Annotated in this window: 13 protein-coding genes; 6 read left to right on the top strand and 7 right to left on the bottom strand. The window is 66.6% G+C overall.

What is annotated here, in order from left to right:
• Positions 1–6: 6 nt before the first annotated feature.
• The gene (locus tag EYS21_RS11700; protein ID WP_131133384.1) at positions 7–672 is read right to left on the bottom strand and encodes a response regulator; all 666 of its coding nucleotides are present in this window, start codon (positions 670–672) and stop codon (positions 7–9) included.
• On the bottom strand, positions 669–2,255 hold the full coding sequence (locus EYS21_RS11695; RefSeq protein WP_131133622.1) for a sensor histidine kinase: 1,587 nt from the start codon (positions 2,253–2,255) through the stop codon (positions 669–671). The genes EYS21_RS11700 and EYS21_RS11695 overlap by 4 nt, the downstream gene beginning before the upstream one ends.
• Positions 2,256–2,485: 230 nt before the next feature.
• Between EYS21_RS11695 and EYS21_RS11690 the strand changes: the two genes are divergently transcribed.
• From EYS21_RS11690 to EYS21_RS11670, 5 genes are all read left to right on the top strand, one after another.
• Positions 2,486–3,496 (top strand): tripartite tricarboxylate transporter substrate-binding protein, encoded by a 1,011-nt coding sequence (locus tag EYS21_RS11690; protein WP_131133383.1) that lies wholly within the window; start codon positions 2,486–2,488, stop codon positions 3,494–3,496.
• Positions 3,493–4,005 carry a tripartite tricarboxylate transporter TctB family protein gene (locus tag EYS21_RS11685; protein WP_131133382.1) on the top strand — a complete coding sequence of 171 codons (513 nt, stop codon included), beginning with the start codon at positions 3,493–3,495 and terminating at the stop codon, positions 4,003–4,005. The genes EYS21_RS11690 and EYS21_RS11685 overlap by 4 nt, the downstream gene beginning before the upstream one ends.
• A complete protein-coding gene (locus EYS21_RS11680) occupies positions 4,005–5,618 on the top strand; it encodes a tripartite tricarboxylate transporter permease (protein WP_131133381.1) in 1,614 nt (537 codons plus the stop codon). The genes EYS21_RS11685 and EYS21_RS11680 overlap by 1 nt, the downstream gene beginning before the upstream one ends.
• A 58-nt stretch (positions 5,619–5,676) precedes the next feature.
• The gene (locus EYS21_RS11675) at positions 5,677–6,069 is read left to right on the top strand and encodes a universal stress protein (RefSeq protein WP_131133380.1); all 393 of its coding nucleotides are present in this window, start codon (positions 5,677–5,679) and stop codon (positions 6,067–6,069) included.
• Between the two features lie 230 nt (positions 6,070–6,299).
• The gene (locus EYS21_RS11670; RefSeq protein ID WP_207307751.1) at positions 6,300–6,560 is read left to right on the top strand and encodes a hypothetical protein; all 261 of its coding nucleotides are present in this window, start codon (positions 6,300–6,302) and stop codon (positions 6,558–6,560) included.
• A gap of 106 nt (positions 6,561–6,666) precedes the next feature.
• Here the strand turns inward: EYS21_RS11670 and EYS21_RS11665 are convergent, their stop codons facing one another.
• The 5 genes from EYS21_RS11665 to EYS21_RS11645 form a co-directional block, all read right to left on the bottom strand.
• Positions 6,667–6,903 carry a hypothetical protein gene (locus tag EYS21_RS11665; RefSeq protein ID WP_131133620.1) on the bottom strand — a complete coding sequence of 79 codons (237 nt, stop codon included), beginning with the start codon at positions 6,901–6,903 and terminating at the stop codon, positions 6,667–6,669.
• A 163-nt stretch (positions 6,904–7,066) separates the two neighbouring features.
• Positions 7,067–8,659 carry a histidine ammonia-lyase gene (hutH, locus tag EYS21_RS11660; RefSeq protein WP_131133379.1) on the bottom strand — a complete coding sequence of 531 codons (1,593 nt, stop codon included), beginning with the start codon at positions 8,657–8,659 and terminating at the stop codon, positions 7,067–7,069.
• Between the two features lie 79 nt (positions 8,660–8,738).
• Positions 8,739–10,523, bottom strand: coding sequence for a urocanate hydratase (locus EYS21_RS11655; RefSeq protein ID WP_242633395.1), 1,785 nt, complete (start codon positions 10,521–10,523; stop codon positions 8,739–8,741).
• A gap of 148 nt (positions 10,524–10,671) precedes the next feature.
• The gene (locus tag EYS21_RS11650) at positions 10,672–11,505 is read right to left on the bottom strand and encodes an IclR family transcriptional regulator (protein WP_131133378.1); all 834 of its coding nucleotides are present in this window, start codon (positions 11,503–11,505) and stop codon (positions 10,672–10,674) included.
• Positions 11,506–11,682: 177 nt separating this feature from the next.
• Positions 11,683–13,134 carry an ALF repeat-containing protein gene (locus tag EYS21_RS11645; protein ID WP_131133377.1) on the bottom strand — a complete coding sequence of 484 codons (1,452 nt, stop codon included), beginning with the start codon at positions 13,132–13,134 and terminating at the stop codon, positions 11,683–11,685.
• Positions 13,135–13,315: 181 nt separating this feature from the next.
• Here EYS21_RS11645 and EYS21_RS11640 point away from each other — a divergent pair, with 181 nt between their 5' ends.
• Entirely contained in the window at positions 13,316–14,278 is a 963-nt protein-coding gene (locus EYS21_RS11640; protein WP_165478301.1) for a phosphotransferase, read from the top strand.
• Positions 14,279–14,296 lie beyond the last annotated feature (18 nt).

Here is a 14,296-nt window from a genome sequence, read left to right as displayed (position 1 = left end):
GCGTATCTACGCCTTCAGCACGTATCGCCGCTCAGGCCTTCCGACGCCGTACTTGAGCCGCACGTCCAGCACGCCTTCATCGTGGAGGTACTCCAGGTACCGGCGCGCGCTGACCCGGGACGTGCCCAGCTGGACCGCGACTTCGTTGGCGGACAGGTCGCCGTCGGCCTCCTTCAGGGCCGCCTCCACGAGCTTGAGCGTTTCGATGCTGCAGCCCTTGGGCAGGGGCCTGTCGGTCCGGTCCAGGCCGAAGACTTTGTTGACGTCCGACTGCTCCGCCACGTCCTTGGAGGAGTCCAGGCCGTGATAGGCGCTGCGGTAGTGCTCCAGCCGTTCCTGCAGGTCCGTCTGCGAAAAGGGCTTGATGAGGTAGTGGACAATCCCGCCGCGGAGGGCCTTGCGCACGGTATCCACCTCACGGGCGGCGCTGATCACCAGCACGTCCAGCTCCGGTGCCACCTCGCGCAGCTGGTGCATCAGGTCCAGTCCGTTGATGTCCGGCAGGTGGATATCCAGCAGGACCAGGTCCGGCATCAGGCGGGCCGTTTCGGTGACCGCCTGCGCACCGGTGTGGGCGACTCCGACGACGGCAAACCCGGGCGTGCGCTGGATGAACCCCGCGTGGACCTTGGCCACCATGAAGTCGTCGTCGACGATCAGGACGTTGATCATGGCTGTGTTCCTCTCGGGTGCGCCCGGTTCAGGTGCGCGGTGAAGACTGCCCCATTGTCGTTGGCCACCGTGAGGTCGCCGCCGCTGCGCCGGCATACCACCCGGGAGAGCGCCAGGCCAAAGCCGCGGCTGCCGCCCGGGCCGGGTGCCTTGGTGGTGAAACCCTGCCGGAAGATCTCGCCGATATCCGTGCCGGGCACGCCGGGGCCGGTATCGCGGACGGTGAGTGTGACGCCGTCGGCCGTGTCCTCCACCAGCACACTGACGGTTGTCTCCGGAAGCCCGGTGACGGCGTCGAACGCGTTGTCCACCAGGTTCCCGATGACGGTGGTGAGGTCGCGTGAGAGCTCATCGTCGACGCGGGCCAACCCGGATGCGGGGTCAAGCTGCAGCGTCACGCCGCGTTCGGTGGCCAGGCTGGACTTGGCAATCAGGAGGGCGGCGAGCGCCGGGTCCTGGATGCGGCTGGTGACTTCATCGTTGAGCCGGGTCCGGTCCAGGGTGGCACCATTGACGAACTGCACCACGGAATCGTATTCACCGATCTGAATCAGGCCGGAGATCACATGCAGCTGGTTGGCGAACTCGTGCGCCTGCGCGCGGAGGGTGTCCGTGGCCGTGCGGGTGGCGCCGAGCTCCTGCTCGAGCGAGGACAGTTCGGTGCGGTCGCGCAGCGTCGTGACGGATCCGATGTCCCGGCCGCGCGACTGGATGGGCACGCGGTTCAGCACCACCAGCCTGTCACCGACGAGCACCAGCCGGTCCGGCCCCGGCTGCTCGCGGGTGAGGACTTCCTTCAGGGCGGGCTCCACGGGGAGGCTGTGCAGCTTCTTGCCCACGCAGTCGGCGGGGAGGCCGAGCAGCGCGCGGGCACTGTCGTTGGCGACGGTGATGCGCTCGTGCGGGTCCAGCCCCACCACGCCTTCCTTCAGGCCGTGGAGCATGGCCTCGCGGTTTTCCACCAGTCCGGTGATTTCGCTCGGTTCCATGCCCAGGGTCTGCCGTTTCACCCTGCGGGAAAGGAGCAGCGACCCGGCCACGCCCAGGACGCTGGCCACCCCGAGATAGGTGAGGAGGTTGGGCACGGCGTCCCCCAGCCGCTCCAGCGTAGACGGGTAGTCACGGCTGATGGACGCGATGCCGATCATCTTGCCGGCGTCGTCGAGGACCGGGACGTGGGCGGACAGGGCCTGAGTACCGGAGCCACCCACCACGCCGGTCCACGACCGGCCTTCCAGCACCCCGCTCGGCCCCAGTTCCAGCTGCAGGCCCAGCAGGCCGGGATCGGACGAGGCAACGACGGTGCGGTCTATCTTCGCGAGCGCCACGTTCGAGGAACCGGAAACCGTACGCACCGATTCGGCAACGGCGGGAAGGGCTGATCCGGCCCGCGGTTCCGCTGCCGGGAGCAGTTCGCGGACCGTCGGGTTGGCAGCGAGCGCTTCGGCGGCGGAGAGTGCCCGGCGGCCTTCGGTCCGTTCGAAGGCCGCCGCCGATTGCGCCAACGAGATGGCCACCACCGCGACGAGGACCGCGAGGACAATCAGCAACTGCAGAACCAGGTACTGCCCCGCGAGGGACATTCCTCTTCGTCGAGTCACTGTAGTTCTTTCTTCTGCAAAATGGCGGGTCTCTGCAGGTCAGGCTACCTGAACAATGCGCTGAGCAGAGCGCCTGTGGCCGTCCGGAAACGTGAACGCAATGAACTTAACGTTCTCTGCGTACACAAGAGTGACCCCCGTCACGCACGGGCCTAGCATCGGAATTACAAGTCAGCCCCTGCTGATCAATTTTGATTGAGAAGAGGAACACCATGCGCCAGATCCGCGCATTGCGAATCGCCGCCGTCGCCGCCGGCATCGCCCTGATGGCCACCGGCTGCGGTGCCACCGGCAAGAGCTCCACCGACAGCACCACGTCCGGCGCCGCTGCCGGCCCGGTGACCGATCTGAAGATCATGGTGCCCAACACTCCCGGCGGCGGTTACGACACCACTGCCCGCGTGGCGGCAAAGGTTCTCGATGACGAGAAGGTCGCCACCAACACCGAGGTCTTCAACCTGGCCGGCGCCGGCGGTACCGTGGGCCTGGCCCGGATTGTCAATGAAAAGGGCAACGGCGACCTCACCATGCTCATGGGTCTTGGCGTGGTGGGCGCCAGCTACACCAACAAGTCCGAGTCCAAGCTGACGGCCACCACTCCGCTGGCCAAGCTCATCGAAGAGCCCGGCGCCATCATGGTCAACAAGGATTCGCCCTACAAGACCATCAATGACCTGATCACCGCCTGGAAAGCCGACCCCGGTTCCATCAGCGTGGGCGGCGGATCCTCCCCCGGCGGCCCGGACCACCTGCTGCCCATGCAGCTCGCCGGAGCCGTCGGAATCGACGCCACCAAGGTGAACTTCGTGTCCTACGACGGCGGCGGCGACCTCCTCCCGGCCATCCTCGGTAACAAGGTGGGCTTCGCAGCCTCCGGCGCCGGCGAGTACCTCCAGCAGATCCAGTCCGGCGAGGTCCGCGTCCTGGCAACCAGCGGCGATAAGCGGCTCGACGGCGTGGACGCACCCACGCTGAAGGAATCGAACATCGACCTGGTATTCACCAACTGGCGCGGCATCGTGGCCCCTCCGGGCATCACCGACGCCGACAAGGCCAAGCTGATCGCCGCCCTCGAAAAGATGCACGGCACGGCCGCCTGGAAAGAAGCCCTCAAGACGCACAGCTGGACCGACGCCTTCATCACCGGCGACGAATTCAAAACCTTCCTGGCCGAGCAGGACAAGCGGGTGGCGGACGTCCTCACGAAGCTTGGCCTGACGTGAGCTCCTCACCAACTTTGGCCTCACGGCTCAAAGGCCGCTCCGAGCTGGGGGTAGCCCTCCTGCTCGGGGCGGTGGGCGTCCTGGTCCTCGTGGACGCCATTGCCCTGGTAACCCCGTACTCCAAGTCGGATCCGGTGGGACCGAAGACCCTGCCGTACCTCGTGGCCGGACTGCTCATCGTCTGCGCTGTGCTGCTTGCCATCAACGTCCTGCGCGGCGGACAGGGCGAAGCCGAAGGCGGCGAGGACGTGGACCTCACGCACCCCGCCGACTGGAAGACCGTCCTGCCGCTGGTGGGAGCCTTCGTCGCCAACATCCTGCTCATCGACTGGGCAGGATGGGTGATCTCCGGAACCATCCTTTTCTGGGGCAGCGCATGGGCCTTGGGAAGCCGGCACTACATCCGTGACGGCATCATCTCCGTGGGGATGTCCGTGCTCACCTTTTACGGCTTCTACCTGGGCCTCGGCATTCCGCTGCCCGCCGGCCTCCTGGAAGGGGTTCTCTGATGGATGTCTTCTCCTCCCTCATGGATGGCTTCGCCACCGCCCTGACTCCCATGAATTTCCTCTACGCCGTCATCGGCGTGCTCCTGGGCACCGCCGTCGGCGTCCTCCCGGGCCTTGGTCCGGCCATGACCGTTGCCCTGCTGCTCCCGGTCACCTACGTCCTGGAACCCACCAGCGCCTTCATCATGTTCGCCGGCATCTACTACGGCGGCATGTACGGCGGCTCCACCACCTCCATCCTGCTTAATACACCGGGTGAATCGTCGTCGGTGGTCACGGCCATCGAAGGCAACAAGATGGCGAAAGCCGGCAGGGCCGCCCAGGCCCTGGCGACGGCGGCCATCGGCTCGTTCGTGGCCGGCACCATCGGCACCGCCCTGCTCGCAGTCTTTGCTCCGATCGTGGTGAAGTTTGCGGTCAGCCTGGGCTCGCCCAGCTACTTTGCCATCATGGTGCTTGCCCTCCTGGCGGTCACCGCGGTCCTTGGATCATCCCGGCTGAGGGGCTTTGCCTCACTGGGCCTCGGCCTTGCGATTGGCCTGGTGGGCATCGACTCCGTGACAGGCCAGCGGCGGCTCACGTTCGGCCAGCCCCTGCTGGCTGACGGCTTGGACATTGTGGTGGTCGCGGTGGCCATCTTCGCCGTGGGCGAGGCACTGTGGGTTGCCGCGCACCTGCGCCGCAACCCGTTGCAGGTCATTCCGGTGGGCCGTCCGTGGATGGGCAAGCAGGACTGGAAGCGGTCCTGGAAGCCCTGGCTCCGTGGAACCGCTTTCGGATTCCCGTTCGGCGCACTCCCGGCCGGCGGGGCCGAGATTCCCACGTTCCTCTCCTATGTGACTGAGAAACGCCTCAGCAAGCACCCCGAGGAGTTCGGCCACGGCGCCATTGAGGGGGTGGCCGGACCGGAAGCAGCAAACAACGCTGCCGCCGCCGGCACCATGACACCCCTCCTTGCCCTGGGCCTGCCCACCAACGCCACGGCCGCCGTGATGCTGGCAGCGTTCACCTCGTACGGCATCCAGCCGGGGCCGCAGCTGTTCTCCAGCCAGGGGCCGCTGGTGTGGGCCCTGATCGCGAGCCTCTTCATCGGCAACTTCCTGCTCCTGATCATCAACCTGCCGCTGGCTCCGCTGTGGGCCAAGCTCCTGCAACTGCCCAGGCCCTACCTCTACGCGGGGATTCTGTTCTTCGCCACGCTCGGCGCCTACTCGGTGAACCTGCAGGCGTTCGACCTGGTGCTCCTGCTGGTACTGGGTGCGCTTGGGTTCATGATGCGCCGCTTCGGGCTTCCGGTGCTTCCGCTCATCCTGGGCGTGATCCTCGGGCCGAGGATCGAAGGCCAGCTTCGCAAGACGCTGCAGCTCAGCGCCGGCGACCCCGCCGGCCTGTGGAGCGAGCCGATCGCCATTGGCGTCTACATCATCATCGCGATCATCCTCATATGGCCGCTCCTGTTCAAGCTGATCCGGCGGAACCGGCCGGCCACCAGCCTCCTGTCCCCAAACGCCACCCGCGGAAACGAACCGACGGACGTGGCACGCGGCAACGTGACGCATGGCAGCCAACGGGGCGATGCCACCACTGATGGCGACGGGGACGGGGACGGCTAGCCAGTCCCCGCATCCGCACCCGCAGCAAAACACCAAAAGACAGAAAAGAGGAGCAGCCATGACGATCGTTGTGGGATACGTCCCCACCCCCGAGGGCGAAGCGGCCCTGACGCAGGCCATCGCGGAGGCCAGGAAAACCGACACCACCCTGCTGGTCATCAACTCGTCCAAAGGCGATGCGCTGGTGGACAACCGGTATGCGCAGGAACCTGAGATCCAGGGCATCGAGGAACGGCTCGCCACCCAGGGCATCAAGCACGTCATCAAACAGCCGGTCCGGGGCCATGACGCGGCGGCGGAGGTCCTGGATGCCGCCGAGGAGCACAACGCCGAGCTGATCGTGATCGGGCTGCGCCGCCGGAGCCCGGTGGGCAAGCTGATCATGGGCAGTGTGTCCCAGCGCATCCTGCTGGAGGCTGACTGTCCGGTGTTGGCCGTCAAAGCCAACTAAAGGCTCTGCTCCGACTGATCCGGGGCTTGTCCGCAGTTCCCCACCTTTATGGTGCGGTCCGGCGGACAAGCCCCGGAATTTTTTCTTGAACGTTCAAGGGATGTTGTGGCACAATGATCCGCGGGGGAATGCGCTATCCCGGTGTGATAAACACCAGTCATCTGACATTCGGAGGGCCCGCCGGTAGAATGTACCGTGCCCTCCGGCACGAATCACAGAAAGACCAGCACATGACTACAGCCACCCTCGAACGCAGCCCAGCCGTTTCCCCGGCCGATGAAGCCGCGGAATTCCCCTCCATCGACCTGGAGTTCTCCAGCGCGGAAGAGGTCCACGAAGGACTGGACAACGCTGTTGCCACCCTGATCGAGACCGCCGCAAAAGATGCAGCCTGCGGCATCCTTGTCACCCGCCTGCACCCGGGCCGCTACACGGTCGCCCTCGACGAGTCGGTGCCGTTCGGCGAGACCTACGAGAACATCGCAGCGTAGTTCTCCAGCGCCGCATTCCTTAAAACAGAAAGTCCCCGCCTTTGGCCTGCCCCTGTTTCCAGGGGCTGCCAAACGGCGGGGACTTTCTGGTGCAGGACCTGTTGGGTTAGCTCCGGCGCACTTGCACTCCGTCGGACTTCAGGAAGAGCTGCTTTTCGGTCGGACCGGCCGGCACCAGCCACAGAACGTTCCCGCTCTGCGACACTTCCTCAACTTCGCCCGTCGCAATGACATGCGCATGCTTGAGAATTTCCACCCGAACCCCTGGCCGGAGTGTTCCCCAGTCGGAGATGGTGGCCGAATGGGCATTTCGCCTCGTTAGGACTGCCCCACGTGCTTTCATGTGAACTACTACCCCTTTGTATGCGTTCTGCTGCCACAGCCTCTTTGATGTGACTTTCACTACATCCTCAGTTCTACTACACTTCCCGGGCCCGAAATGTACGTGTCGCCACATATTTCGACATCGACCCGAAAAGCTAAGCCGGACTGAACAATATTCCCTGTCAGGCGAGATTCCCGACGGCGGATTCGGCGGCTGAAATCACCTCACCGGAGGCGACCAGGAGGTCCGCCGCTTCGAGTTCCGGGGACAGGAACCGGTCGGTGCCCGGCCCCTCGACCATCGTGCGCAGGACTCCCAGGATGGCGGTCCCGGCAGGTCCCGGAACCAGTTCACCGCTGGAGAGTTCTGTCCGGATATCCAGTGCCCGGGCCGAGGTCACGAGTTCGATGGCCAGGACCCGGCGGAGGTTCTCCACTGCCTTGCGAAGCTTCCGGGCCGCGTGCCAGCCCATGGACACGTGGTCTTCCTGCATGGCGGAGCTGGGGATGGAATCCACCGACGCCGGGACGGCCAGGCGTTTGTTGTCCGAGACCAGCCCTGCCTGTGTGTACTGGGCGATCATCAGGCCGGAATCGACACCCGGATCCGAGGCGAGGAAGGCCGGAAGGCCGTGGGACCGTGCAGGGTCAAGCATCCGGTCGGTGCGGCGCTCTGCGATGGAACTCAGGTCGGCGACGGCGATAGCGAGGAAGTCCAGCACGTAGGCCACCGGAGCGCCGTGGAAGTTGCCGTTGGAGCTGACCCGTCCGTCCGGCAGGACCACCGGGTTGTCGATCGCGGCGGCGAGCTCGCGGGACGCCACCAGGGCTGCGTAGTCCACGGTGTCGCGGGCGGCGCCGGCAACCTGGGGTGCGCAGCGCAGGGAGTAGGCGTCCTGGACCTTGGAGTCGCCCACCCGGTGGGAGGCCACGATCGGCGAGTTGGACAGCACGCGCAGCATGTTGTCCGCGGACGCGGCCTGGCCGGGGTGCGGGCGGAGCGCAGCGTGCAGCTCCGGCAGGAACACCTGGTCCGTGCCCAGCAGTGCCTCGACGCTCAGCGCAGCGGTGATGTCCGCCGTCGTCAGCAACTGGCGGAGGTCCGCGATGGCCATCAGGAGCATGCCCAGCATGCCTTCAGTGCCGTTGACCAGCGCGAGCCCTTCCTTCTCGGCGAGGGTCACCGGCTCGATGCCGTGCTCGGCGAGCAGTACAGCGACAGGCTGCTCACCTCGGCCACCGTACGTCACACCGTCGGGCCCGGCCGCTTCACCCTCGCCCATCAGCACCAGGGCGCAGTGGGACAGCGGGGCGAGGTCGCCGGAGCAGCCAAGCGAACCGAATTCGCGCACCACCGGCGTGATGCCGGCGTTGAGGACGTCCACCATGGTCTGCAGAACCACGGGGCGAACGCCAGTGCGGCCGGAGGCGAGGGTCTTGGCGCGCAGGAACATGATGCCGCGGACCACTTCGCGTTCCACGACCGGGCCCATGCCGGCCGCGTGGCTGCGGATGAGGGACTTCTGCAGCTGGGTGCGCAGCTCGGTGGGGATGTGCCGGTTGGCCAGCGCGCCGAAGCCTGTGGAGATTCCATAGGCGGGGGTCTCGCTGTGGGCGAGCTCGTCGATGTGGGCGCGGACCTTGGCGACGGTGTCCAATGCGTCCTGGGAGATGGTCACGTTGGCGTTGTGGCGCGCGACGGCGACGACGTCCTCGGGTGTGACGCCGCTGGAGCCGAGGGTGACGGTGAGCGGTGCTTGGGTGGTGATGGTCATTGGATGTTCCTTGCTCAGTGCCGGTGATCGAGCTTGTCGAGATCCAGGTCTCGACAAGCTCGATCACCGAGGGGGCTGGTTAGCGGGCTTCGGACGCTGTCTCTGGGGCCACGCGGACAGGGTTCCCTGGCCGAGCTTGCGAGGTTAGGGAGTCCGTGGGGAGCATCGGGATGCGGACGCCGCGTTCTTTGGCGACCTCGACGGCGCGGTCGTAGCCGGCGTCAACGTGGCGGATGACTCCCATGCCGGGGTCGTTGGTGAGGAGGCGTTCGAGTTTCTGCGCGGCGAGGTCGGTGCCGTCTGCGACGGAGACCTGGCCGGCGTGGATGGAGCGGCCGATGCCGACGCCGCCGCCGTGGTGGATCGAGACCCAGGTGGCGCCGGAGGCGGTGTTGAGCAGGGCGTTGAGGAGGGGCCAGTCGGCGATCGCGTCGGAGCCGTCGGCCATGGCCTCGGTTTCGCGGTACGGGGAGGCCACGGAGCCGGAGTCGAGGTGGTCACGGCCGATCACGATGGGCGCCTTGACTTTGCCTTCCTTGACCAGCTGGTTGAACAGCAGTCCGGCCTTGGCGCGTTCGCCGTAGCCCAGCCAGCAGATGCGGGCCGGGAGGCCTTCGAATTCCACGCGGTCCGCGGCGGCGTCAAGCCACTTATGCAGGTGTGTGTTCTCCGGGAAGAGCTCCTTGATGGCCTTGTCCGTGACGGCGATGTCTTCCGGGTCACCGGACAGGGCCACCCAGCGGAACGGGCCAAGGCCCTCGCAGAAGAGCGGGCGGATGTAGGCGGGGACGAAGCCGGGGAACTCGAAGGCGCGCGCGTAGCCGCCCTTGCGGGCCTCGTCGCGGATGGAGTTTCCGTAGTCGAACACCTCGGAGCCGGCGTCCTGGAATTCCACCATGGCCTGCACGTGCCGGGCCATGGAGGCCTGGGCCTTCTTGGTGAAGCCTTCCGGATCCGCGGCGGCCTCGGCCTGCCACTCGTCCACGGTGATGCCTTCGGGCAGGTAGGACAGGGGGTCATGGGCGGAGGTCTGGTCCGTGACGACGTCGATGGTCAGCTCGCCGGCCTGGTGGCGGCGCAGGAGTTCGGGGAAGACCTCGGCGGCGTTGCCCACGTAGCCCACGGACCAGCCGCGGCGCTCGGCCTTGGCCTTCTGGACCTTGGCGATCGCGGTGTCCAGATCGGTCTCGACCTCATCCAGGTAGCGCTTGCCGACGCGGCGGCGCAGGCGGGACTCGTCGACGTCGACGATCAGGCAGGCGCCGTCGTTCAGGGTGACGGCCAGCGGCTGCGCGCCGCCCATGCCGCCGCAGCCGCCGGTGAGGGTCAGGGTCCCGGCGAGGGGTCCGCCGTCGCCCGCTGCAATGCGGCCTTCAGCCTGGAGCTTGCGCCCGACGGCGGCAAAGGTCTCGAAGGTGCCCTGCAGGATGCCCTGGGTGCCGATGTAGATCCAGGACCCGGCGGTCATCTGGCCGTACATCATCAGGCCCTCGGCCTCGAGCCGCCGGAATTCGGGCCACGTTGCCCAGTCGCCCACGAGGTTGGAGTTGGCCAGCAGGACGCGCGGGGCCCATTCGTTGGTGCGGAACACGCCGACGGGCTTGCCGGACTGGACCAGCAGGGTCTCATCCTTTTCCATGGTTTCCAGGGTGCGGGTGATCGCGTCGAACGCGGCCCAGCTGCGGACGGCGCGGCCGGTGCCGCCGTAGACCACGAGGTCGTCCGGGCGTTCGGCAACCTCGGGGTCCAGGTTGTTCATGAGCATGCGCAGCGGGGCTTCCGTCTGCCAGCTCTTGGCGGTGAGCTCGGTGCCGCGGGCTGCTTTGACCGGGCGGGCACCGGTGGTGAAATCGGCGGGTGCCATGAGGGGCTCCTTCGTGTTTTGGGCGAGTGTGGTTTCGCGGTGTTGGGAAGAGGTTCTGTATCTACTAAAGCCCCTAAACGCGGGGCCGGACAGGGCTTTCGGGCGGGTACTGTCCGGGATTCCAGACCGCTCCAGCCTGGCCGCGGTGCTACTTGGCGGGGCGGCCGTGGATGCGGACCGAGAGCTCGTCCGCGACCCTCTGCACCCGGGCGGCGAGCGCCGGCCATTGGTCCGCCGGCAATTTGTCTTCGAGGAACGTCACGGCGACTGCCGCCGTCGGCCATCCCACATGGTCCGTGACGGCGGCGGCGATCGAGCCGAAGCCGGGCGTCACCTCGCCGTGTTCCGTGGCGTAGCCGCGCTGCCGCACCTGGTCCAGGTGGGAGGACAGCGCCGAGTACTTCATGATGGCGCCCTCCACCTCGTGCCGGGCGGTGAAGGCCGCGGCGTTCGGGTACAGCGCGCGGACCTGCGATTTGGGCAGCGCGGCGAGGATGGCGCGGCCGCTGGCAGTGAGGTGGCTGGGAAGGCGGACGCCGACGTCGGTCACCAGGGACGGGCGGTTCTTGGCCCGCTCCTCCACGATGTACAGCACGTCGCGGCCGTGGAGCACCGCCAGGTGCGCGCTCTCCCCGATGACGTCCACCAGGGATGCCAGCAGCGGCCGGCCCAGGCGGGACAACGGTTCCTGCCGCGAGTAGGCGGAACTGAGCTCAAATGCACTGATGCCCAGCCCGTAGCGCTGCTCTTCGTGCAGGTGGAGGACAAAGCCGCTTGCCTCCATCACGGCGAGCAGGTGGTAGACGCTGGAACGGGGCAAGCCAAGGGATGTGGCAATGCTCGACGCCGCCATGGGCCCCCGCTTGGAGGCCAGCAGTCTGAGGATGCGAAGGGTGTTCTCGGCGGCGGGGACCTTGGATGTCACCTTTGTCCCCGCAGGGGTCGGGGTCTGGGCGGTTACGGCGGCTGCAGTGGCTGGCATACGTCCTCTTCGGTCTCGGCGGTGTCCGGTATCCCGTACTTAAGGATGCGCCCCACGAGTGATTGCCGGGGACCCGCTCACCGATCGAGTGTCTCTAATCCCAGACACTCCCGCCCGATGAGGGCGCCGAGATCCCGACCTCCGCAACCACGCAGCGGCGGCGGTACCGCTCCCGTGTCAGGCCGGGCTTCTCCGGCGGTGCAGGACAAGGGCGCTGACGCCGCCCAGCACAATCACTCCAAGGACAAGCAGGACCATCCACACGGACCCGCCGCCCTGGCTAGTCCCGGTCTCGGCAGCCTGGGGGGCTTCCGCCCGAACGGCCGGATTGCCTGCGTCCGTTGTTCCGGACGCAGGTACGCCCCCCGCTGCTGCTGGTGCGGCGTGTGCGGCATCGGTCATCCCGGCAACTTCGCCCGGTTCAGCCGGTGCACCCTGCCGAAGGGCTCCTGCCTCGACGACCCCGGCGTTCAGGACGGTTCCTCCCGCAAAGCCAAGCCGGCTGGCAGCCGGGGCTTGATTCCTGACCGCTTCGGGCAGGCTGGCTGGCGGCGTGGCGGCTCCGGACGCCGCCAGGGCGGCCGCGTCGGCTGCAGCAGCTTCTGCGGCTACGGCGTCGGATTCAGCCTGGGCAGCCTGGCCAGTCGATGTGGAGATTCTTGCCTGAACTCCTGAGACCAGGGCTGACTTTTCGCGGTCGCGATCGGCGAACCGGAACTGGTCCGTCGTGACCAGGGTGCGGAGCATTTCCCGTGTCCCGTCAATGGCTACGTCTGCTCCAACCCTGGTCTCGGGACCGCCTGTTTCGAGCAGCCAGTAGGCAGAGATCCTATTGTCCAGTTCCTCGGCTGCGAAGACACCCTCCACCAGGAATTCGCGCACAAGGAGTGGATCGTCAGCGAGGAGAATGCTTTCCGCGGACGAACGGACGTGCGCTCCACCCGTTGCCTGGTACTGATACGTGCGTTGCCTGTCGGCAATGATCTGCTGGTCGGTGGGATAGGGGGCCGGGTTGTCCAACCTGGCTTGGGCCTCTGCCGCCAACCGGGCGTCTTCAGCCGTGCTGGCGGCCTTGGCTTCCGCCGTGCGGAACGCCCATTCAGCCCCAAGGCGCGCGCGTTCCTCCGTTCGGGCAGCCTTTTCTGCTGCTACCGCGTCGCCTACGGCCTCGGCAGCCTTCTGCGCTGCCGTCCGCGCAGCATCAGCTGCGGCCCGGGCAGACGCCGCAAAGGCTGTGGCGTGCAGAGGATCGCCCGCCTGGGCCAGGGCGCTTTCGGCAGCAAGCCTCTGCGACCGCGCTTCCAGGCTGGCAGAATCAGCATCGGCCGTCAGACGGAGGACCACCTGTTCCTCAATGTCCATGGCTGCCGCGAGGTACTGCTCGTAGCGGAGGAACTCCCGGATGACCGCAGGTGAATAGGTGTCCAATGCCCTTTGAGCAGCCAACCTGACGCGCACCCATTCGCTTTCAATGAGATAGGTGGCCTTGACCCGGTCCTCATCTGCCGGTGCAGCTTGTGCCGGCGTCGAGGGAATCAGCAGGGCAGCCATGGCGAGTCCCAAGACGAGGCCGGCAGCCATCGCTGCAGACAGCCATTGGCGCAGGGCGCATTGCAGAGCGGTGATCAAGATTCCCCCAACAGGTTTGATGTCAACCCGTTGAAGCGGCTAACAGCAGGCTTCCTGGGAGGCCACGACGTTTGATACCGGGGTTGCGTACCCGAATTCTATACGCAGACGAACCGCGCCCCACGCCAGCCCTCAAAAACAGCGGATGGGTCGTCCTCCGCCGCGAAGGAATAATGGGTGCATGCAACCCGAATGGAGTCCGCGCATCAGCTGGACTGACCTGCCCGGCCATGTTCGGGAAGGAATAGAACAGATTATCGGGGCACCCGTGATGGAGGCGAGGGGCCAGCAGGGAGGCTTTTCTCCCGGCACCGCGGACCGCGTCCTCACAGCTTCCGGGCAGCGCGCCTTCGTCAAAGCCGTCAGTCCGCAACTGAACGAGCACTCACCCGGAATCCACCGCAAGGAGGCAGCAGTTGCGGCGGCGCTGCCCGCCGGAGTGCCGGCGCCCGCCCTGATCGGAACCTACGACGACGGCGAATGGGTCGCGCTTGTACGCAGCGATGTGGAAGGCAGGCATCCCCATGTTCCCTGGCACGCCGTCGAGGTTCACCTTGTCCTCGACGCCCTGCTGAAGATTTCCCGTACGCCGCTCCCGCCGGAACTGGGTCAGCTGCCCACGCTGGAGACTGAGCTCACAGATCCATTTCGCGGTTGGACCCGTGTCCGTCGCAGTCCGCCGGAGGGCTGCGATCCGTGGGTCCTCTGCAACCTCGATACGCTCGAGCGGCTGGCCGAGCAAGGGCTGCGGGACGTCGTCGGCGGTTCCCTGGCCCACACGGATATCCGTGCAGACAACATCCTCATTACCGCAGCGGACGGGGCCGTTCTGGTGGACTGGCCGTGGGCTGCCGTCGGAGCACCGTGGGTGGATGCCCTCACGGTCCTGGTTAACGTTCGCGTCTTCGATCCCGACTTCGATGTGGATGCATTGTTGAAATCCCACGACGTGTTCGGGACAGCCACCCCGGAGAACGTCAACGGATTCCTTTCGGGCCTGGCAGCGTACTTCATCGATGCCGCCCGGCAACCGCCACCGCCCGGGCTCCCCACAGTCCGGGCTTTCCAGCAGCGGCAGGGCGAAGCGGTCATTCACTGGCTGCGGGACAGACTCCCGCCGTCGGGACCTGGCCCGTTGCACTGACCGGCGGCGCAGTTGGAT

Source organism: Arthrobacter sp. S39, assembly GCF_004320525.1.
Lineage (GTDB): Bacteria > Actinomycetota > Actinomycetes > Actinomycetales > Micrococcaceae > Arthrobacter.
The sequence above is the reverse complement of the archived record's forward strand: the minus strand, read 5'-3'. Positions and strand labels throughout refer to the sequence as shown.